The organism is Streptomyces cahuitamycinicus (assembly GCF_002891435.1).
In the GTDB taxonomy this organism is placed as follows: Bacteria; Actinomycetota; Actinomycetes; order Streptomycetales; family Streptomycetaceae; genus Streptomyces; species Streptomyces cahuitamycinicus.
The window spans coordinates 1-21,010 of sequence record NZ_POUC01000109.1 but is presented as its reverse complement, the minus strand read 5'-3'; the positions used below and the strand labels follow the sequence as shown (position 1 = coordinate 21,010).

Here is a 21,010-nt window from a genome sequence, read left to right as displayed (position 1 = left end):
GCAGTGGGCCGTCTTCGCGGTGGGTGAGCGCCGGGGTGGCCTGGGGTGCGTTTGTTCCCAGGTGTTCGGCCAGGGCGCGGGGCGTCTTGAGCAGGAAGACGTCCCGGGGGGCTATGGGCAGGCCCAGGGCCCGCGCCCGGTTCACGACCGTGATGGCGACGATGCTGTCGCCTCCGGCGCGGAAGAAGTCGGTGTCGGCGGTCACCTCGGAGCCGGGCAGTGTGTGAGTGAAGATTTCGATCAGTGTGGCGAGTGTTGTGTGTTCACCTGCGGATGCTTCGTGGCTGGTCGCGCCCCGCGGCGGAGCCGCAAGTTGATACAGCCCCGCGCCCCTGAAGGGGCGCTCCACCAGAGCCTTTCGATCGAGCTTGCCGTTGATCGTCAGCGGTAGGGCGTCGATCGGGAGCACTCGGCCCGGGACCATGTGCACGGGCAGTTTCTTCGACAACCGGCCCTCGAAATCACCTGGCACGCTGCCCACGACATGCGCGACCAAATGATCCCCGGTGTCCGCCACCGTCACGGCCACGTCGGTCACCCCGTCGAGTTCCCTGATCGCCGACTCCACCTCACCCAGCTCGATCCGGAAACCCTTGAGCTGTACCTGGTCGTCGGCGCGGCCGGTGAAGCGGAGTTCGCCGTCGAGGGTGCGGACGGCGAGGTCGCCCGTGTGGTACATGCGGGAGCCGTCGGCCGCGAACGGGTTCGCCACGAAGCGGCCCGCCGTGAGCCCGGGCCTGCCCAGGTATCCGAGGGAGACCTGGTCGCCGGCGACGTAGATGGCGCCCTCCCGGCCCGGCGGGACCGGGCGGAGCCGGTCGTCGAGCAGGTAGGTGACCAGGCCGGGGAGCGGGCCGCCGATGGGGCTGACGTCGTCGACGGGGCCGAAGTCGTCGTCGGTCAGCACTCGGTGGGTGACGTGCACGGTGGTCTCGGTGATGCCGTACATGTTGACCAGCTCGGGGGCGGTCGTGCCGTGCCGCTCGACCCAGCCGCGCAGCCGCCCGAGGTCCAGTGCCTCGCCGCCGAAGATGATCCGGCGCAGTGCGGGCAGCGGTTCACCGGCGAGCCGGTCGGCCTCGATGAACTGGTAGAAGGCCGAGGGCGTCTGGTTGAGCACGGTCACGCCCCGTTCCCGGACCAGCCGGTGGAAGTCGACCGGGGAGCGCGTCAGCCCGTACTCGGGCACCAGCAGCTCACCGCCGTGCGCCAGCGCTCCCCACAGCTCCCAGACGGCGAAGTCGAAGGAGAAGGAGTGGAACTGGACCCAGACGTCCCGCGGGCCGAAGTCCATGTCCGGCCGGGTGTTCGCGAGGAGTGACACCACGCTGGAGTGCGGGACGACGACGCCCTTGGGGCGGCCGGTCGATCCGGACGTGTAGATCACATAGGCGGGCGTGTGCCAGTCCGGCTCGGGAGCGGGCTCCGTGCCGGCGGCCGGGGGTTCTTCGCCCTGGACCAGCACCCGGGCGCGGACACCCGCCCGGGCCAGGAGTTCCGTGCAGCGGTCGCGCTGGTCACGGTCCACGAGGACGACCTGCGGGGCGGCGTCGGCAAGGATGTACTCCAGCCGCTCGTCCGGGTAGGCCAGGTCCAGCGGGACGTACGCGCCGCCCGCGCCGACGATCGCCACCAGGGCGACGACCTGCTCCAGGGAGCGCGGGACGGCCACGGCGACCCGCCTGCCCGGGCCGACCCCGGCCGCGCGCAGGGCGGCGGCCAGGTGGTCCTTCGCGGCGGACAGTTCGCCGTAGGTGAGGGAGCGGGTGGTGCCGTCGAGGCCGCACTGGGTGACGGCGGTGGCCGCCGGGTCGCGGCGGGCGGCGGTGTCGAACAGTGCGCCCAGGGTGGCCGGGGTGACCGGCGCGGGATGCCGATCGCTGTCGGGCGTCAGGTCGTCGACCGGGGTGTCCGGCCGGGTGAGCAGGCCGGTCAGGATCCGGGTGAACGTGTGCAGGACCGCCCGGGCGGTCGCCTTGCCCAGCAGTTCGCCGTCGTAGATGAGGTTGAAGCGCGGGCGGCCGTCGAGTGCGCGCTCGACCACCAGGGTCAGCGGGTAGTGCGGGGCGCCCTCGTTGACGAGGTCGGTGATGGTCAAGGTGTCGCCGGGGCGACGCAGTGATGCCACGTCGGTGGCCACGTCGAAGACCACGAGCGTGTCGAAGAGGGAACCGGCGCCGGCCAGGCGGCCGATGCGGGCCAGGGAGACGTGCTGGTGCGGCAGGACGGCGCTCTGGTGGTCCCGTACGGAGGAGAGCAGGTCGCCCGCCGTACTGCCCGGGGCCCAACGGGCGCGTACCGGGATGGTGTTGATGAACAGGCCCACCATGTCCCCGATGCCGGGCACGTCGGCGTCGCGGCCGGAGACCGTGGAGCCGAACACCACGTCCCGGCCCTGGAGCAGGCCGCCCAGGGTGACGGCCCAGGCGCTGTGCACGGCGACGCTCAGCGGCACACCGGCCTCGCGGACGGCCGCGTCGATGTCGCCCTCGGGCTCCACGGCGGTGTCGGCGAACCGGTCGGAGGGGGTGTGCCCCTCGGCGACCAGCGAGGGGCCGGGCAGTCCGGCGAGTTCCTCGCGCCAGACCCGGTCGCTCTCGTCGGCGTCGCGTCCCGCGAGCCAGTGGACGTAGTCGGCGAAACCGCCGGTCGGATAGACGGTGCCCGGGGCGTGGTACTCGGCGAGCAGCGCGCGCAGCATGGGCGGCACGGACCAGCCGTCGGCGATGATGTGGTGCACGGTCTGCACCAGGACGTTCCGTGCGGAGCCGGTGCGGATGAGCGTGTACCGCATGAGGGGGCCGGTGGCCAGGTCGAAGCCGGTGCGACGGTCCCGTTCGGCGAGGTCGCGTATCTCCTCGTCGGTGATGCCGGGGCGGTCCAGCGTGGTGAAGGGGGCCTCGGCGCCGTTCTCCAGGACGGAGACCACGCGGCCGTCGGTCAGGGCCGTGAAGCGCGCGGCCAGGTTCGGGAAGAGGGTGAGCAGCCGGGTGGCCGCCGCCGCGAGCCGGTCGGCGTCCACCTCGCCGTCCAGCGTGAGCAGCTGCTGTTCGACGTAGGCGCCCGCGGAGTCGTCGTCGAAGACCGAGTGGAAGTAGAGGCCTTCCTGGAGCGGGGTCAGCGGCAGGACGTCCCGCAGCGACGGGCCGTCCAGGGCGTCGACGTCGGCCTGGGTGAGGGGTACGAGGGGGAAGTCGCTGGGCGTGTGGCCGCCCTGGTCGAGAGCGGCGAGTCCGGCCAGGGCCGTGCGGAAGTAGTCGCCCAGCGCCGTGATGTCGGCGTCGGTGAACAGGCCGTCGGGCCAGGAGATGGTGGTGACCAGCTCGTATGCGCCGGAGGCATCGGGTTCGGCGATCGCGTTGAACTCCAGGGCGCGCGGCAGGCGCATCCGGGGGTCGCGCTTCTCGCCCAGCTGGCCGGTGGTGCCGGCGAGTTGCCAGTCGCCGGGGGCGCCGGCGGCGAAACGGCCGAGGTAGTTGAAGAGCACCTGGGGTACGGGTGCGTCGAACTCGGCGTGGGTGAGGTAGCGCAGGGCGCCGTAGGAGACGCCGTTGTCCGGTACCCGGGCGAGGTCCTCCTTGACCGCTTTGAGCGCGGCGGTCAGGTACCCGGGGGTGGTGAGGTCGGGCGCCGTGCCGGGGTCCACGGTCACCGGGAAGAGGGTGGTGAACCAGCCCACGGTGCGCGACAGTTCCGGTTCGAAGCCGGCCGATCCGGCGACGAACTGCCCTTCCCGGCCGTGGCCTTCGAGTTCGATGTGGGCGAAGGTCTGGTCCTGTCCGAGGTCGCGGCGCCGTCGGGCGAGGGCGACGGCGAGCGCGGTGAGCAGCACGTCGTTGACACCGGCGTGGAACTTCGCGGGGATCTCGTTCAGCAGCGCGGCCGTGACCTCGGGGCCGACCGAGACGGTCCGCAGGCGTTCGTCCGCGACGGTGTCGGTCCCGGACAGGGCCCGGTGGGCCAGCGGCAGGTCCTCGCCGGGCAGGGGGCGCCGGTAGTAGGAACTGTCGGCGTCGAACGCGGCGCGCTCCAGCAGCTGGGTCCAGCGCCGGAACGACGTGCCCACCGGGGGCAGTTCGACGGGGGCGCCCGAGGAGTACCGGCGCCAGGCGGTGGCCAGGTCCTCCATCAGGACGCGCCAGGAGATGCCGTCGACGACCACGTGGTGGGCGACGAGGACGAGTTGGTGTGCCGCGGGGCGCCAGACGGCCCGGAGCATCACGCCGTTCGTGGGGTCCAGGCCGGCGGTGGCGAGGGCGAGGCACTCGTCGAGCGGCAGGTCGCTGTGCTGCCGGCCGGGCGCGACCCGGTCCGCCTCGGGGATGTCGAAGCTCCAGCGCTCGCCGCGCACCAGCCTGGCGCGGAGCATGTCGTGCCGGGCGAGAAGAGCGGTGAGGATCGCGTCGAGGGCGTCGGCGGTCAGGTCCGCCGGGGTGTTCAGGACGACCGACTGGACGAAGCCGTCGACGGCGTCCGTGGTCTCACCGAGCCACTGCACGATGGGCGAGCCGACGACGGTGCCGGTGGCTACATCGGCGTGGTCCACGGCGGAGACGTCTTCACGGCTCGCGACCGCCGCCAGCGCGCCCACGGTGCTGTGGGTGAAGATCTGCCGTGCCGTGACGTGCAGGCCCTGTTCGCGCAATGCGCTCAGCAGGGAGATCGCCAGGATGCTGTCGCCGCCGAGCTGGAAGAAGTCCTGGTCGACACCGACCTCTTCGAGGCGGAGCACCTCCGCGACCGCGGCGCACACCGCCCGCTCGTCGTCGGTGACGGGGCGGACGAATGAGCCCGTCTCGATCGTCGGCTCGGGCAGTGCGTTGCGATCGAGCTTGCCGTTGGCGGTGAGCGGGAACTCCTCCAGCACCACGATGTGGGCGGGCACCATGTACTCGACCATGTGTGCCGCGGCCCACGCCTTGACGTCCTCCGCCCGCAGCTCCTCGCCGCCGGCGGCGGGTATGACGTAGCCGATGAGGTAGGTGCCGCCGGCCGCGTTCTTCTTCGCGACGACGCAGGTGTGCCGTACCCGCGGGTGTTCGGCGAGGCCGACCTCGACGTCCTCGATCTCCAGCCGCATGCCGCGGATCTTGATCTGGTTGTCGGCGCGGCCGAGGAAGTCCAGCGATCCGTCGGGGGCGAAGCGGGCGAGGTCGCCGGTGCGGTAGAGGCGGGAGCCGTCGTTCGCGAAGGGGTTGGCGACGAAGCGGGAGGCGGTCAGGCCGGGCGCGCCCACGTAGCCGCGGCCCAGGAGGAAGCCGCCCACGTACAGTTCGCCGCCGACACCGACCGGGACGGGGCGCAGTTCGTCGTCCAGGACGTAGAGCTGGGTGTTGGGGTTGGCCTTGCCGATGGACGTCGACAGGCGCTCCGCCGCGCCCCGGTAGATGACGTGCGAGACGCCGATGGTCGTCTCGGCGGGGCCGTAGCCGTGGTACATGGGGATGTCGTCGAGCTTGGTGCGGAACCGCTCGTACAGCTCGGGGGTGAGCACTTCACCGCCGCACCACACGTGGCGCAGGCTGTCCAGGCGGCCGGAGTCGCCGGCCATCTCCAGCAGCACGTCGAGCATGGACGACACCAGGTAGGTGAAGGTGACGCGCTGTTCGGCGATGACGCTCAGCAGGTGGTGCGGGTCGCGTTCGCCGCCGGGCCGCAGGACGACGAGCCGGCCGCCGCAGACCAGCGGCAGGAAGATCTCGTTGATGGAGATGTCGAAGGACAGCGGTGCCTTGAACAGTGAGGCGTCGTCGTGCCCGAAGCCGAGGATCTCGTTCACCTGCCACAGCAGGCGCTCGCTGATCGCCTCGTGCCGGATCATCGCGCCCTTGGGGCGGCCGGTGGAGCCGGAGGTGAAGATCACGTAGGCCAGTGCGTCGCCGCGGACGGTGATGCCGGGCCCCTGCGCCGGGTACGAGCCGTACCGCCAGTCGCCCAGGTCGACGGGCACGGCATCAGGTTCGGCCGGGTCGTTCTCGCCCGAGGCGTTGAGCTGGACGACGACCCGGGCGTCCTCGATGACGACGGCGCGGCGCGCGGCGGGCCACTGCGGATCGAGCGGCACGAAGGCGCACCCGGCCTGGAGCACGGCGAGCAGCCCGATGACCATGTCGGCGGAGCGGGTCAGGGAGATGCCCACGACCTGCTCCGGGCCGAGTCCGCGTTCGAGGAGGTGGTGGGCCAACTGGCCGGACCGCTCGGCCGCTTCACGGTAGGTCAGCGTGCGGTGCTCGTCGACGACGGCCACGGCGTCCGGTCTGGCACGCGCCTGTTCGTGGAACATCTCCACGATGGTGGGGCGGACCCGGTCGGCCCGGTTGTCGTTCCACTCGGCCAGGGTCCGGAGCCTGGCCGCGACGCTGGAGGGGCCGATGGTGCCGAGCGGCCGGTCCGGGAAGTCGGCCAGGTCGTCCAGCGCGAGCTGTGCGTCCGCGGGTTCGACACCGTCGGGGACGGTGATGCCGCGGCCGTCGGGGGCGACCTCCCAGCCACCGGGCGCGCGACCGCCGTTGTCGACCCAGCCGAGGACGTCGGCGAAGAGCGTGCCCGGGGTGAGGTCGATGCCCTCGGGGCTGCGGCCGGTCGCCCAGTACGACAGGCCGATGGCGCAGGCCTCGGTGATGGTCCTGTCCGGGTAGTCGCCGATCCGCCGGCGCACATCGGCCAGGCGCGTGGGAGAAAGCAGTGCGAGACGAGCGCGCGGTTCCATCATCGAAGACTCAGCGTCCCTTCCAGAATATGGAGTTAGGCTAACCTAAATTAGGGTTGCCTAACTACCCTCTCGCCAGGCCCGCCACAGTCGTGCGTACCGGCCGCCCAGAGCCACCAGTTCCTCGTGCGTCCCCTGCTCCACGACGCGTCCCGCGTCGAGCACGGCGATCCGGTCCGCGGCCATCGCCTGGGTCAGCCGGTGCGCCACGAACAGCGTGGTACGACCCGCGCACGCGGCCAGTACGGCCCGCTCCAGCTCGGCGGCGCCCTCGCTGCCGGCCTCGGCGGTCGACTCGTCGAGCACCACCACCGGCGCCCGGCCCAGCACCAGCCGCGCCAGGGCGATCTGGGCGACCTTGGTGCCGTCCAGGCGCTCACCGCCCTCGCCGACCGGGGTGTCCAGCCCGTCGGGCAGCGCGCCAACCCAGCCTTCCGCACCGACGGTGCGCAACGCGTCCAGCAGCTCGGCGTCGCTCGCCCCCGGCGCGGACAGCCGCAGGTCGTCGGCGAGCGGGCCGGAGAACACGTGCGTCTCCTGCGTCAGGATGCTCACCAGGGCCCGCGCCCCGGCCTCGTCCAGGCCGGAGAGATCCGTCGTCCCGATGCGCACCGAACCGGCCTCCGGGGTGCCGATACCGGCGATCAGCGCGGCCAGGGTCGTCTTGCCCGCACCGGTGGCGCCCACCAGGGCGAGCGACCCGCCCGCCGGGATGGTCAGGTCCACGTCCCGCAGCACCGGCTCCTCGGAGCCGGGGTAACGGAACGTCAGCCCCTCGACCGTCACCGGGTACGCCCCCGCCCGGGCCGCGGTGACGGACTCGTCGCCGACCAGCCGCTCCTCGGCCGACTCCCCCAGCACCCCGACCAGGCGGGTCAGGCTCGCGCCCGACTTCTGCGCCTCGTCGAAGGTGAACATGATGGCGCCCAGCGGGGTGAACAGCCGGTGGAACAGCAGCGGGGCCGCCGACACCTCGCCCAGGGTGGCCGCGTCGGCCTCCAGCAGGGCGTATCCCACCACGAGGATCAGGACCAGACCGATGAACTCGGCGCGGTTCTCCCGGCCGACGAACCGGCCGAAGAACCGGAACACCTCGATACCCAGCTCGCGCACCCGCCACGACTCGGTGGTGACCTTCTCGCGGAAGGCACTCTCCAGACGGTAGGCACGGACCGTGTCGATGCCGTTCAGGCCGCTGATGAACGCCTGGGCCCGGTCGGCCTGGGCCACGCGCTGCTTGCGGTACAGCGGGGCGGAGCGGGGCAGGTACCAGCGCAGCGCCAGCGCGTAGGCGGGCAGCGCGCCGGCGCCGGCCAGGCCGAGCCGCCAGTCGAGCCCGAACATGCCGAGGGTCGCGATGACGACCAGCACGCCCGCCGAGAACACCGTGGGGACGGCCGTGCGGATGCCCTTGGAGATGACGGCCACGTCGTCACCGACCCGGGAGAGCACGTCTCCCCGGCCGACCTGCTCGATCCGCGCGCTCGGCATGCCGAGCACCGCGCGGACGGCGCCTTCGCGCAGCCGCGCGAGCAGATCCGCGCCCAGCCGTCCGATCAGGTAGGTGGAGACCGCGGTGGCCGCCGCGCCGAGCAGCGCGGCGGCACCGATCAGCACCCCGATCGTGACCAGGACCGAACGGTCCTCGCCCCCGACGACCCCGTCGACCACCCGGCCGAGCAGGAGCACCGGGAGCACCTGGAGCGCCGCCCCCGCGACCGTGGTGAGCACGGTCACGGCCGAGAGCCCGGGCATGGCGCGGCAGTGTCCCGCGACCCAGCGGGCGGCCTCACGTCCGGTAGTCGTGCGCAGGGCCGCCGGGGCGACGCGCGTGTCGGTGGTGCTCACTTCCCTACTCGACCGACTTGACGAGCTCGTCGATCGCGTACGGCATGGACAGCAGGGTGCCCTGGGAGATGGCCGCGCCGACGGCCGGTCCCTCGCTGTCGAGCAGGTAGGACACGTTGCCCTTCTTCACCGCGTCGAGGTTGGTGAACAGCTTGAACTTCTTCAGGGCCTCGGTGTCGGCCTTGTCGTTGATGACGAAGATGTGGTCGACGTCGACGAGGTCGATGCGCTCGGGCGAGAGCTTGGTGTAGAAGCTGCCCCCGGCGACCTTGTCGATGCCGGTCTGGTACTTGAAGCCGATGCCCGAGACGAGCCGGCCGCGCACGTCGGTGGAGGTGAACGGCGCCACCGAGTTCTCGTACCAGGACAGCGCGACAGCGGTCTGCTTGCCGAGCTCCGGGTGCTCCTTCTTGGCCGTGTCCAGCTGGCCCTGGATGTCGTCGACCATCTTCTGGCCCTCGTCGGCCTTGCCGAGGGCCTTGGCGATGTGCAGGGCGTTGTCCTGCCAGGGGGCGCTGAAGGGCTCCTTCTCGGCCTTGGTGCGGGCCACCGTAGGAGCGATCTTGGAGAGCTTGTCGTAGCCGGCCTGGTCGATCTCGGAGTAGACCGCGACGATCAGGTCGGGCCGCAGGGCCGCGATCTTCTCGTAGTTGGGGCCGGAGTCGCCGTTCTTCATGACGACCTCGGGCTTGGTGTCACCCCACTTGTCCTTCACCCAGGGCCACTGGGTGTTGATGTCGGGGGACTTGCCCGGCGGGTTGGGGTACTGGTCGACCATGCCGACCGGCTTGATGCCGAAGGCCAGGACGGTCTGGTCGTCGGTGTAGCCGACGGAGACGACGCGTTGGGGCGCCTTCTCGACCTTCGTGGATCCGAACGCGTGCTCCACGGTGACCGGGAACGCGCCGGCTGCCGCGGTCTGGGTGCCCTCGTTCTTGTTGTCCGCCGTGTCCGCCGAGTCGGAACCGCATCCCGCGAGGAGACCGGCGCCGAGGGTGGCCGCGGACACGATCGTCGCCAGCCGCCGCCATGGCTTCCCGGACGTCGTTCGTTGGAGGAGCATCCAAAACCCCTTGCTTTCGCGCTAGTTCGCTGCACCCTTGCCTAAGGGCAGGCAAACCTTATCGTGACGGAGTGAGGTTAGCCTAGCCTTACCTCTACTCCTTTATCGGGATGTGTCCCGGGCGCACATGCGTACGCCCGATCGGCACGATCAACGGCCGGTCGCCGACCGGGTCGTCGATCACCTGGGCGTGCAATCCGAAGGCCGTATGCAGCAGTTCGGCGGTGACGACGTCGCGCGGGTGGCCCTGCGCCAGGATGGCCCCCTCCCGCATCACGACGAGGTGGTCGCTGTAGCGCACGGCCAGGTTGAGGTCGTGGAGCACCATGACGACGGTGCAGCCCGACTCGTGCAGATCGTCGACCAGGTCGAGGACGTCGACCGCGTGCGCCAGGTCCAGATAGGTCGTCGGCTCGTCCAGGAGCAGCAGATCGGTGCCCTGAGCCAGCGTCATGGAGATCCACACGCGCTGGCGTTGCCCGCCGGAGAGCGAGTCGACCGGGCGGTCGGCCAGGTCGGCCACGCCGGTCATGGCGAGCGCGCGCTCCACGACCTCGGCGTCGTCCGAGGACCACTGCCGCAGCCAGCTCTGGTGCGGGTGGCGGCCCCGGGCGACCAGGTCGGCCACCGTCAGCCCCTCCGGCGCGACCGGCGCCTGCGGGAGCAGGCCGAGTTTCTTCGCCACGTCCCGGGTCCGGAGCCCGCCGATGTCCTCGCCGTCCAGTACGACCGTTCCTCTGGCGGGCTTGAGCAGCCGCGACAGGGTCCGCAACAGGGTGGATTTGCCGCAGCCGTTGGGGCCGATGATCGTGGTGACCACCCCGGGCGGTATCGCCACGTCGAGGCCGTCGATGACGACCCGGCCGCCGTAGCCGACCGTGACTCCTCGGGCTGCCAGCCGCGAGGCGTCGCCGACCGCGGCCTCGGTGACGGACTGTGCGACCACGGGTCCCCCCTTGCTTAGGTTCACCTGACTCTTGTACATCTACCGGAGGTTCGCCCGCACCAGCAGGTAGACGAGGAAGGGCCCGCCGATCGCGGCGGTGACCACGCCGACCGGGAGCGAGACCGGCAGGACCGCCCGCGCGACCAGGTCCGAGCCGATCAGCAGCAGCGCGCCCACCAGGCCCGAGGCGAGCATCGGCGGTGTGGGGCAGCGCGCCAGCCGCATCGCCACCTGTGGAGCGACCAGCGCGACGAACGGGACCGGGCCCGCCGCGCTCACCGCCACACCGGCCAGCAGGACAGCGCACAGCAGCAGGACCGCCCGCACGGCCGCGTACCGCACCCCGAGTCCGGCGGCGACCTCGTCGCCGAAGTGCATCGGCTTGAACTGGAACGCGACGGCGGCCACGACGACCAGCAGGACGAGCGTGCCCCACAGGGCCACCTGGACCTCGCTCCACGAGCGGTCGTCGAGCGAGCCGACCAGCCAGGCCTGTGCCTGGGCCACGTCCCTGATGTCGGCCGAGACGAGCAGCCAGGTGGTGACGGCCTCCATCACCGCGCTCACCGAGATGCCGATGAGGATGAGCCGGAAGCCGTCGATCCCGCGCCGCCAGGCCAGGAAGTACACCAAGAGTCCCGTGCCCAGGCCGCCGGCGAGCGCCGCCGCCGACAGGCCCACGGTGTCCGTCACGGCCGCGGCGGCCCCGCCCGACACCGTCACCAGGAACACCGCGACCGCGCTCGCGCCCGTGGTGATGCCCAGGACGTCCGGGCTGGCGAGGGGATTGCGGGCGATGGACTGGGTGATCGCCCCGGACACCCCGAGCGCGATCCCCACGACGAGCCCGGCCAGGGCGCGCGGCATCCGCAGGTCCATGATGACGAACTCGTCGACCTGTTCGCCCCGCCCGAGGAGCGTGCGGATCACCTGCGGGAGGCCGATGGGGAAGTCCCCGACGCCGATGGACACGCAGAAGACCAGGAAGGCCGCAGCCGCCAGCAGCAGCGAGACGCCCACCAGCCAGGGCCGCCAGAAGAACGACACCCGGCCCAGCCGCACGCCCGGCGGCAGCGACGGCTTCACTTCGGTCACGTCGGTCACGTTCATGCGCTCCTGAACTTTCCGCGCCAGACGAGCACCGCGAAGAAGGGGGCACCGAGGAGCGCCACGACGACGCCCGCGTCCAGTTCACCCGGCCTGACCACCAGTCGGCCGATGATGTCGCAGACCAGCAGGACCACGGCGCCGAGCAGTCCGGCGCAGGGCACCAGCCAGCGGTAGTCCGGGCCGGTCAGGTAGCGGGCCACGTGCGCCACCATGAGGCCCAGGAAGGCGATGGGGCCGCAGGCGGCCGTCGCCGCCCCCGCCAGCAGGGTGATGGCGGTGATGCCGACGGTCCGGCTCAGCGCGATGTTCACGCCGAGCCCCCGCGCCACGTCGTCACCCAGGTTGAGCAGGTTGAGCGAGGGCAACGTGGTCAGGGCCAGTACCAGCCCGACGGCGACGAACGCGGTCACCGGCCGGATGACGTCGAATCCGACGCCGGCCACGGAGCCCGCGTTCCAGAACCGCAGGGCGTTCAGCGAGGCCTGGTTCGACAGCGCGACGGCCGTGGTCATCGCCATCAGGAACACCGTGATCCCCTGCCCGGCCAGGGCCAGCGTCAGCGGGTTGCCGGCGCCCCGGCCGATGCTCGCGAGACCGAACACCACGACACCGGCGACCGCCGCCCCGAGGAAGGCGAACCAGACGTACTGGAGCGGGTCGGAGAACCCGAAGACGGCGATCACCGACACCACGGCGAACGACGCGCCGGTGTTCACACCGAGCAGGCCGGTGTCGGCGATCGGGTTGCGGGTGTACCCCTGGATCAGCGCCCCGCCGGTCCCCAGGGCGATGCCGGCCACGATCGCGAGAACCGTACGGGGCACCCGTACGGTCTCCACGATGAGCCGGATCTCCGTGAGCCGCTGGTCGGGCGTCGGGTCCCCGAAGAGCCCGTGCCAGACCTCCGCGGGGCTCAGTGCCCGGGCGCCGACGGCGAGCGACAGCGCAGCGGCGACCACGAGGACCGCCAGAAGATTGCCCAGAACCATGACCCGTCGCCGACGGGTCTTCGCCATACCCCCGGGCGCGGGGCGCTCCATCACAGCAGTCGTGCCCATGTGGACGTACGTTATCCCTTGCGCCGGCGGTGAGTTGATCGAGCGCGGTGTCTACTGACGGGCCGTGCTGCCCGTGCCGTCGGCGAGCGTGCGGGTCTCGCCGGCGGCGGGAGCGGAGCCGCGTCCGAGGAGCGAGTCCAGGATCTCGCCCACCCTGATGGCGGTGTTGGACAGCAGGGACGAGGTGATGCCGTGCGTGTGCTCCGTGCCGCCCTGCAGGTAGATGCCGCAGCGCAGGGCGGGGTCGGTCGCGATGCGCCAGTCGCGCTCGACGCGGACGCGGCCCTCGTCGTCGCGGACGCAGCGGTCGGCGACCTCACCGAGCAGACCGGTGGGGTCGGCGGGGCTGTAGCCGGTGGCGAAGACCACGACGTCGGCGTCGATGTCGGACTCCTCGCCGGTGACGAGGGATTTCACGGTGGCCAGGGCGCTGGTGGGCGTCTCCTTGACGGCGGTGAGGCGGGAGACGTTGATGAAGCGCAGGCGTTCGGTGCCGAGCACCTTCTCCCGGTACGACTGCCGGTAGAGGTCGTCGATCAGGTCGATGTCCACCACGGAGTAGTTGGTGTTGCCGTGGTAGTCCATCAGGCGGCGCTTGACGTCCCCGGGCGCCGCGAAGTACTCGTCGACGGCCTGGGGGTCGAAGATCCGGTTGGCGAAGCTGCTGTCGTCGGCGGGGCTGTAGCCGTAGCGGGAGAAGACGGCGCAGACCTCGGCTTCGGGGAAGCGGCGGTGCAGATAGGCGACATTCTCGGCGGCGCTCTGGCCGGCTCCCACGACGACGAACCGGGACGGCGAGGTGCCCTCCAGCTCGTCGACCCGTGCGAGGAGTTCGGAGTTGTGCCAGACGCGTTCGCCGCGCTCCACGCCCTCGGGCATGAGCGGGCGCAGGCCGGTGCCGATGACGAGGTTGCGGGCCCGGTGGACCTCAAGGCCGCCGCCCGAGCGGACGGTCACCTCCAGGTACTCCACGACGCCGTCCCGGGTCACGGGCGCGACACCGACGACCTCGTGGCCGTAGGAGACCATGTCGTCGACCTGGGACGCGGCCCACTCGAAGTAGTCGTGGAACTCCACGCGCAGCGGGAACAGGTTCTTGCCGTTGATGAAGTCGATCAGCCGGCCCTTGCTCTGCAGGTAGCAGAGGAAGCTGTACTCGCTGGCCGGGTTCCGCAGCGTCACCAGGTCCTTCAGGAAGGAGACCTGCATGGTGGCGTCGTCGATGAGCATGCCGCGGTGCCAGCCGAACCGGGGCTGCTGCTCGAAGAAGTGAGCGGTGATCGCCTCCTGCCTGCCGACGCGGTTGTTGTGCTCGCGGAGCGCGATCGCCATGGCCACATTGGACGGCCCGAAGCCGATACCGATCAGGTCATGGACCGGTGATGCGTCATCAGGAAGAACCTGCGACATGTCACTCCCATCGTGCGGGGCAGCCGCGTTTCAGGTGTGGAGGGAACGAAAGGTGGGCATGCAGACGGAGCAGCACCCCTGTGGAACTTAGGTGAGCCTAAGCTAAACCCGCGAGGGTGTCGACAGGGCAAAACGGACAGCCGGACCGACAGGGCTCTCAACTGCGGCGGATCACCCACCCGTTGCGGACTAAGGTAAGGCTTGCTTTACTTACGTCGGCCAACACCTTGCTCTGAGGAGGAACCCCATGCGGGTCGTCATGTTCGGTTACCAGACCTGGGGGCATCGCACCCTGCAAGCCCTCCTGGAGTCCGAGCACGACGTGGTGCTGGTCGTGACCCACCCCAAGAGCGAGCACGCCTACGAGAAGATCTGGAGCGACTCCGTCGCCGACCTCGCCGAGGAGCACGGCGTCCCGGTGCTGATCCGCAACCGCCCGGACGACGACGAGCTGTTCGAGCGCCTCAAGGAGGCCGACCCGGACATCATCGTGGCCAACAACTGGCGTACGTGGATCCCCCCGCGCATCTTCGGGCTGCCGCGCCGGGGCACGCTGAACGTGCACGACTCGCTGCTGCCGAAGTACGCCGGATTCTCCCCGCTGATCTGGGCGCTCATCAACGGCGAGTCCGAGGTGGGCGTCACCGCGCACATGATGGACGACGAACTCGACGCCGGCGACATCGTCCGGCAGGAGGCCGTGCCGGTCGGCCCGACGGACACCGCGACCGACCTCTTCCACAAGACCGTCGACCTCATCGCCCCGGTCACCATCGGCGCGCTCGGCCTGATCGCCTCCGGCCGGACCGAGTTCACCAAGCAGGACCGCTCCCAGGCGTCCTTCTTCCACAAGCGGGCCGACGAGGACAGCCGCATCGACTGGGCCTGGCCCGCGCATGACCTCGAGCGGCTGGTGCGCGCCCAGTCCGAGCCGTACCCCAGCGCCTACACCTTCCACAAGGGCAAGCGGCTCGACGTCCTGGCCTCGTTCGTGTCCGAGGGCCGCTACGGCGGCACGCCCGGCCGCGTCTTCTACCGCGAGGGCGACGGTGTGGTGATCGTCGCCGGCGCCGACGCCCGGACGGGCCGCAACCACGGCCTGGCCATCACGCGCGTCCGCACCGAGGACGGCCGGGAGCTGCCCGCCACCGAGTACTTCACCTCCATGGGCGGCTACCTCACCAACCGCCCCTGACGTGCCGGCCCCGGTACGGTCCCGGGGCCGACCCGCACCGTCGCCGCGCGGCTCCGGTCCGCGCGGCGACGGTCTGCGCGGGGACGGTCCCCGCGGGGATGCTCACCCGATGCCCGTGACGGCTTCAAGTGGCCCGATTCCGGACGGCGTTCACAGGAAGGGCACAGCCGGGCTAACGTTCACGCATGACCCCGCCCAGCGTGCTGAACCTCAGCGCGTACCTGATGTACGCGACGGGAAAGGCCGCCCGCCGCACCCTGTCGGAGAAGCTCACCGCCCGAGGGCTGCGGTTGTGGCATCTGACCGTCCTGACCCTGGTCGCCGACCTCGGTCCGCAGCCCAAGGGCGTGCTGGCCGCCCGGCTGGACATGAACGCCAGTGACCTCGCGAAGATCGTGAAGGACCTGGCCGACGCCGGGCAGGTGACGTGCGTCCGCAGCCTCACCGACCGCCGCCGCGTCGACGTCCTCATCACCCCCGAGGGCAGGCTTGCCCTCGACCACCTCAGCGCCGACATCGCCTCCGCGGACGACGACCTCCTGACGCCGCTGAGCGAGGCCGAACGGGAGCAACTCGCCTCCCTGCTGCGGCGCGTGCACGCCCATCACGAGGACACGGGTCCCGCGGCCGGCGTCCGGCCGACGGCTCAGGCCCGCCAGCCGTAGCGCCGCTCGGGCCGGCCGGCGGCGCCGTAGCGCAGGGACACCTCCGCACTGCCCGTGCCGTGGAAGTACTCCAGATAGCGGCGGGCGCTGACCCGCGACACACCGGTGAGCTCGGCGCACTCGGTGGCGGACAGGGTGCCGTCCGCCGCGCGCAGGGCCCGCTCGACGAGGCCGGCGGTCTCCACGCTCATGCCCTTGGGCAGGGTGGACGCCGGTGCGGGGGCGAAGGCCCCGGCGAGGACCCGGTCCACGTCCGCCTGGCCCCGGACCACCGTCGTGAGCAGCCGGCCCCGCTGGGCGGCGTACCGCTCCAGACGCAGGCGCAGATCCTCGAAGTCGAAGGGCTTGAGGAGGTAGTCGACCACACCGCGCCGGACCGCGCCGCGTACGGTGTCGGCCTCGGTCGCCGCGGTGATGACCATGACGTCGCAGTCGTGGCCGGCGGTGCGCAGGCGGGGGATGACGTCGAGCCCGAAGAGATCGGGCAGGTAGAGGTCGAGCAGGATGAGGTCGGGACGCAGTTCGTCGGCCGCCTCGATGGCCTGGCCGCCCGTGTGGGCCGTACCGACGACGCGGAACGGCTGGACGCGTTCGACGAAGGCGCGGTGGACCCTGGCCACCATGAAGTCGTCGTCGACCACGAGGACGTCGATCGCGCCCGCCTTGTCGCTCGCCTCGGTCATCGGGCCGCTCCTTCCGCCACCGCGCCGGTGAGGTGGCTGACGGTCATGCGTGCGGTGAACACGGCGCCTTCGGGAGTGTTGGCCACCGAGATCTCTCCCCCGTGCCGTTCGCAGACCAGCTTGGTCAGGGCCAGTCCGATGCCGCGCTCGCCCTCGCGCGCGGCCTTGGTGGTGAAGCCGTGGGAGAAGACCTCGCGGGCCAGTTCGGGAGCCACGCCCGGCCCGGAGTCGCGGACCGCGATCTCCACGCTGGAGGCGTCCTGGCGCAGTGCCACCTCCACCCAGGCGTCGTCGCGGGCGGCGGCGGCGTCCACTGCGTTGTCCACCAGGTTGCCCACCACGGTCGCCACATCGGCGGCGTCCTCCGGGGCCAGCCGCTCCAGCGCGGTGTCGTCCGAGATCCGCAGGCTGACCTTCCGTTCCGCCGCCAGGGACGCCTTCGCCATCAGCAGCGCGGCCACCGCGGTGTCCCGGACCCGGCGGCTGAGGGTGACGTCCAGGGACTGGCGGTGCCGGCTCAACGCGCGGATGTAGCTGACCACTTCGTCCTGCTCGCCGATCTGGATCAGCCCGGAGATGGTGTGCAACTGGTTGGCGAACTCGTGCGCCTGAGCGCGCAGCAGCTCCGAGGAGCTGCGGAAGGAGCCGATCTCCCGCTCCAGCCGGGCCAGTTCGGTGCGGTCGCGCAGGGTGGTGACCGAGCCGAGCGACCTGCCGTCCTTGGTGACGGTCATCCGGTTCATCACCAGGACCCGGCCGTGGCGGACGACGACCTCGTCACGCTCGCCGGCGGCGGTGCCGGACAGTACGTCGCGCAGCCTCCCCTCGATGCCCAGGCCCGTAAGGCTCTGGCCGACGCAGTCCTCGGGCAGGTCGAGCAGGCGGCGACCCATGTCGTTGACGAGGGTGAGCCGGTGCTGCGGGTCCAGGGCGATCACGCCCTCGGCGATCCCGTACAGCATCGCCTCCCGGTGCTCGGCGAGCCCGGCGATCTCGCCCGGCTCCAGCCCGAGGGTCTGCCGTTTCACCCGCCGCGCCAGCAGCCAGGAGCCGGCGACGCCGAGTCCGCTGGCGATGCCCAGATAGGCGAGCAGGTAGGAGGAGGCACCGTTGAGCCGCTGCCACACCGTCGGATCGGCCTCGCCGATCATCACGGTGCCGAGGATCCGGCCCAGGTTCTCCTCGGTCGCTCCGAGGACGGGCACCTGGGCGGCCAGCTCGCGGTTGCCGTCCAGCGTGAGCTGCCCGGACCAGCCGCGCCCCCGGCCGGTGCCCGGGCCGAGCCGCATGCGCTCGCCGACGACCGTGGGATTCGTGGAGCTGACGATCCGCCCGGCCCCGTCGGCCACCGTCACGGACGTCACCCCCGACTGCGCCTGTGTGGCGAGCACCAGGGGGGCGAGCGCCTCCCCCGGCGCGGGACGCACCAGCTGGCTGCGCACCAGGGGGTTGGCGGCCAGCTGCTCGGCGAGCGCGCTCACCCGGCGTCCCTCGACGCGGTTGAAGGTGGCCTGGGACTGGGCGAGGGAGACCGCGGCGACGGCCAGCAGCACCACCACGACGATGGCGAGCTGGAGCACCAGCATCTCGCCCGCGAGCGAGTGGCGACGAAAGGTGGCGACCACGACGAACTCAATCTCCGATGCCGCCGCGAAGCTGGGCGGCTCCTGTGCCGAGCCGCACCATCATGACGCCCACCAGCGGAATTCGAAAGGGAGCCGTCGCTACTCGCCCGGCTTGGGCCCGATGCCCCGCAGCTCCCTGATCGTGCCGCCGAGCTTCGCGCGGAAGGACTCCAGCAGCGCCGGCTTCACGCTGACCACCCAGCGCGTGCCGACGAGGTACTTACCCCCGTAGACCCGCGCCTCCTCCAGCCAGGTCTCCTTGAACCTCTCCTCGGGGAAGGTCGTGATGAGGTAGTCGGCCTTCTTGGTGTGGCACAGGCCCTGGCGCAGTTCGTCGGCGTCGATGCGGATCTTCGCCTTGCAGCCGGTCAGCCCGGCGATCACCTCCACCTTGGCCGGGGCGACGACTCCGGCGGCGGGGGGCGGCGGTCACACTCGGCGCCGCCTTCCCGCCCGCGTCCTTGGCGCCGGCGTCCTCGCCGTCGCCGCCACAGGCGGTGAGAAGGGGCAGCACGGCCAGGACACCGGCCGCCGCGAGGGCGCGCGGCCGGTGGACGCGGGACGGGCTGCGGCGGGGGGATCGTATGGGCGGTTGCGGCTGGGACACGTCGCCTATCCGGGTCCGGGCTGTCTGCGGGAGTACCGGAAAGGAGTACGCACAGGTCCGGGCAGGAGTTCACACCGCTACGCGGCCTCCTCCACGGCGGGGCCCCGCGTGCCGCCGGCCGGCTCGGCGAACTGGGTGCGGTACAGCTCCGCGTACCGCTGTCCCGCCGCCAGGAGTTCCTCGTGCGTGCCCCGCTCCACGATCCGGCCGGCCTCGACGACCAGGATCTGGTCGGCCGCGCGGACGGTGGAGAGGCGGTGGGCGATCACGACGGCCGTGCGGCCTTCGAGGGCTTCGGTGAGGGCTTCCTGGACGGCGGCCTCGGAGGTGTTGTCGAGATGGGCGGTGGCCTCGTCGAGGATGACGACGCGCTGGCGGGCCAGCAGCAGCCGGGCGATGGTCATGCGCTGGCGCTCACCGCCGGAGAGGCGGTAGCCGCGCTCGCCGACCACGGTGTCGAGGCCGTCGGGCAGGGACCGTACGAGGTCGTCGAGACGGGCCCGGCGCAGCGCGTCCCACAGGTCCTCCTCCGTGGCCTCCGGGCGGGCGAGCAGAAGGTTGGCGCGGATGGTGTCGTGGAAGAGATGGCCGTCCTGGGTGACCATGCCGAGGGTCTGCCGCAGCGACCGCGCCGTGAGGTCGCGGACGTCGACGCCGCCGATGCGCACGGCCCCCGCGTCGGTGTCGTACAGGCGCGGCATCAGCTGCGCGATGGTCGACTTGCCCGCGCCGGAGGAGCCGACGAGCGCCACGGTCTGACCGGGTTCGGCGCGGAAGGACAGGCCGTGCAGGACCTCGTCGCCGCCTCGCCCGTCCAGGGACGCGACCTCCTCCAGGGAGGCCAGGGAGACCTTGTCCGCGGCCGGGTAGCCGAAGCGCACCTGGTCGAACTCGACCGCCACGGGCCCGTCGGGCACCGGCCGGGCGTCCGGCTTCTCCTCGATGAGCGGCCTGAGGTCGAGCACCTCGAAGACCCGCTCGAAGCTGACCAGCGCGCTCATCACCTCGACGCGCGCTCCCGCGAGCGCGGTCAGCGGCGCGTAGAGCCGGGTCAGGAGCAGCGCGAGCGAGACGACCGCGCCCGGTTCCAGGGCGCCGCGCAGGGCGAACCAGCCGCCGAGGCCGTAGACCAGGGCCAGGGCGAGGGCCGAGACCAGGGTGAGGGCGGTGATGAAGGCCGCCTGGGCGGTCGCCGTGCGGATGCCGATGTCCGCGACCCGGCGGGCCCGCTCGGCGAACTCCTCCGACTCCTCCTCCGGCCGCCCGAAGAGCTTGACCAGCGTGGCTCCGGGGGCGGAGAACCGCTCGGTCATGCGGGTGCCCATCGCCGCGTTCAGCGTCGCCGCCTCCCGCTGCATCCGGGCCATCCGGCTGCCCATACGCCGGGCCGGGATCACGAACACCGGCAGCAGCACCAGCGCCAGCAGGGTGATCTGCCAGGACAGCGTGAGCATCACCGCGAGCGTGAGCAGCAGGGTGACGAGGTTGCTGACCACTCCGGAGAGGGTGTTGCTGAACGCGCGCTGGGCTCCGATGACGTCGTTGTTGAGCCGGGAGACCAGGGCGCCCGTACGAGTGCGTGTGAAGAACGCGACCGGCATGCGCTGCACATGGTCGAAGACGGCGGTCCGCAGATCGAGGATGAGATGCTCGCCGAGCGTCGCCGACAGCCTGCGGCCGAGGATGCCCAGCGCCGCCTCCGCCACCGCGATCAGCGCGATGAGCAGGGCGAGACGTACGACGGTGCCCTCGTCGCCGTGCGACACGATCGTGTCCACGACCGACCCGGCCAGCACGGGGGTCGCCACGGCCAGCAGGGCGGTGCCCACCCCGAGCAGGACGAAGAGGGCGATGCGGCGCCGGTGGGGGCGGGCGAACGCGCCGATGCGGCGCAGGGTCGCCAGGGCGAAGGGGCGGCGCTCCCGTTCGGCGTTCATGACGCTGTGCAGCTGTGTCCACGCTGTGGTCTCCATGCTCATGGCAGCAACCGTAGAACCTCAAGCAATCTTGAGGTCAAGAAGCTCGCGTTCGGGCCCCGACATCCCGCACAATCAGCCCGATCCCCCTCGTCCCCGTCCCTCCGCGCAAAGG

12 protein-coding genes and 1 pseudogene are annotated in these 21,010 nt (G+C 71.5%); 2 read left to right on the top strand and 11 right to left on the bottom strand.

The features are described from left to right. The 7 genes from C1J00_RS17075 to C1J00_RS17045 all read right to left on the bottom strand — a co-directional run. Nucleotides 1-6,712: non-ribosomal peptide synthetase (locus tag C1J00_RS17075; protein ID WP_146046198.1), on the bottom strand; the 6,712-nt coding region annotated here is incomplete at its 3' end. A gap of 57 nt (nucleotides 6,713-6,769) precedes the next feature. Then, nucleotides 6,770-8,557, bottom strand: a complete 1,788-nt coding sequence (locus C1J00_RS17070; RefSeq protein ID WP_102909936.1) for an ABC transporter ATP-binding protein — start codon at nucleotides 8,555-8,557, stop codon at nucleotides 6,770-6,772. Nucleotides 8,558-8,561: 4 nt separating this feature from the next. Then, a complete protein-coding gene (locus tag C1J00_RS17065) occupies nucleotides 8,562-9,620 on the bottom strand; it encodes an ABC transporter substrate-binding protein (protein WP_102909935.1) in 1,059 nt (352 codons plus the stop codon). Between the two features lie 94 nt (nucleotides 9,621-9,714). Next, the gene (locus C1J00_RS17060) at nucleotides 9,715-10,566 is read right to left on the bottom strand and encodes an ABC transporter ATP-binding protein (RefSeq protein ID WP_102909934.1); all 852 of its coding nucleotides are present in this window, start codon (nucleotides 10,564-10,566) and stop codon (nucleotides 9,715-9,717) included. A gap of 39 nt (nucleotides 10,567-10,605) precedes the next feature. Beyond that, a complete protein-coding gene (locus C1J00_RS17055) occupies nucleotides 10,606-11,676 on the bottom strand; it encodes a FecCD family ABC transporter permease (RefSeq protein WP_102909933.1) in 1,071 nt (356 codons plus the stop codon). Continuing rightward, nucleotides 11,673-12,734, bottom strand: coding sequence for a FecCD family ABC transporter permease (locus C1J00_RS17050; protein ID WP_102909932.1), 1,062 nt, complete (start codon nucleotides 12,732-12,734; stop codon nucleotides 11,673-11,675). Before C1J00_RS17050 ends, C1J00_RS17055 begins: the two co-directional genes overlap by 4 nt. A 51-nt stretch (nucleotides 12,735-12,785) precedes the next feature. After that, nucleotides 12,786-14,144, bottom strand: coding sequence for a lysine N(6)-hydroxylase/L-ornithine N(5)-oxygenase family protein (locus C1J00_RS17045; RefSeq protein ID WP_102909931.1), 1,359 nt, complete (start codon nucleotides 14,142-14,144; stop codon nucleotides 12,786-12,788). A gap of 247 nt (nucleotides 14,145-14,391) precedes the next feature. On the opposite strand from C1J00_RS17045, the gene C1J00_RS17040 reads away from it, so the two are divergent. Together C1J00_RS17040 and C1J00_RS17035 are read left to right on the top strand one after the other, a co-directional pair. Next, nucleotides 14,392-15,339 carry a methionyl-tRNA formyltransferase gene (locus C1J00_RS17040; protein ID WP_102909930.1) on the top strand — a complete coding sequence of 316 codons (948 nt, stop codon included), beginning with the start codon at nucleotides 14,392-14,394 and terminating at the stop codon, nucleotides 15,337-15,339. A 185-nt stretch (nucleotides 15,340-15,524) separates the two neighbouring features. Continuing rightward, nucleotides 15,525-16,004 carry a MarR family winged helix-turn-helix transcriptional regulator gene (locus C1J00_RS17035; RefSeq protein WP_102909929.1) on the top strand — a complete coding sequence of 160 codons (480 nt, stop codon included), beginning with the start codon at nucleotides 15,525-15,527 and terminating at the stop codon, nucleotides 16,002-16,004. On the opposite strand, the gene C1J00_RS17030 is transcribed toward C1J00_RS17035, so the two are convergent. The 4 genes and pseudogenes from C1J00_RS17030 to C1J00_RS17015 form a co-directional block, all read right to left on the bottom strand. Next, on the bottom strand, nucleotides 15,986-16,687 hold the full coding sequence (locus C1J00_RS17030; protein ID WP_102909928.1) for a response regulator: 702 nt from the start codon (nucleotides 16,685-16,687) through the stop codon (nucleotides 15,986-15,988). The two genes, C1J00_RS17035 and C1J00_RS17030, sit on opposite strands and share 19 nt — an antisense overlap. Beyond that, nucleotides 16,684-18,312, bottom strand: coding sequence for a sensor histidine kinase (locus tag C1J00_RS17025; protein ID WP_102909927.1), 1,629 nt, complete (start codon nucleotides 18,310-18,312; stop codon nucleotides 16,684-16,686). Before C1J00_RS17025 ends, C1J00_RS17030 begins: the two co-directional genes overlap by 4 nt. 99 nt (nucleotides 18,313-18,411) lie before the next feature. Next, nucleotides 18,412-18,919: pseudogene (locus C1J00_RS17020) on the bottom strand (hypothetical protein). Nucleotides 18,920-18,996: 77 nt separating this feature from the next. After that, on the bottom strand, nucleotides 18,997-20,892 hold the full coding sequence (locus tag C1J00_RS17015) for an ABC transporter ATP-binding protein (RefSeq protein ID WP_102909937.1): 1,896 nt from the start codon (nucleotides 20,890-20,892) through the stop codon (nucleotides 18,997-18,999). Between the last annotated feature and the right edge of the window lie 118 nt (nucleotides 20,893-21,010).

Bases quoted from the DNA above. Each gene is read 5' to 3' on its own strand.
- C1J00_RS17065 (WP_102909935.1), bottom strand. From the start codon at position 9,620: ATGCTCCTCCAACGAACGACGTCCGGGAAGCCATGGCGGCGGCTGGCG.
- C1J00_RS17055 (WP_102909933.1), bottom strand. From the start codon at position 11,676: ATGAACGTGACCGACGTGACCGAAGTGAAGCCGTCGCTGCCGCCGGGC.
- C1J00_RS17050 (WP_102909932.1), bottom strand. From the start codon at position 12,734: ATGGGCACGACTGCTGTGATGGAGCGCCCCGCGCCCGGGGGTATGGCG.
- C1J00_RS17045 (WP_102909931.1), bottom strand. From the start codon at position 14,144: ATGTCGCAGGTTCTTCCTGATGACGCATCACCGGTCCATGACCTGATC.
- C1J00_RS17040 (WP_102909930.1), top strand. From the start codon at position 14,392: ATGCGGGTCGTCATGTTCGGTTACCAGACCTGGGGGCATCGCACCCTG.
- C1J00_RS17035 (WP_102909929.1), top strand. From the start codon at position 15,525: ATGACCCCGCCCAGCGTGCTGAACCTCAGCGCGTACCTGATGTACGCG.
- C1J00_RS17030 (WP_102909928.1), bottom strand. From the start codon at position 16,687: ATGACCGAGGCGAGCGACAAGGCGGGCGCGATCGACGTCCTCGTGGTC.
- C1J00_RS17015 (WP_102909937.1), bottom strand. From the start codon at position 20,892: ATGGAGACCACAGCGTGGACACAGCTGCACAGCGTCATGAACGCCGAA.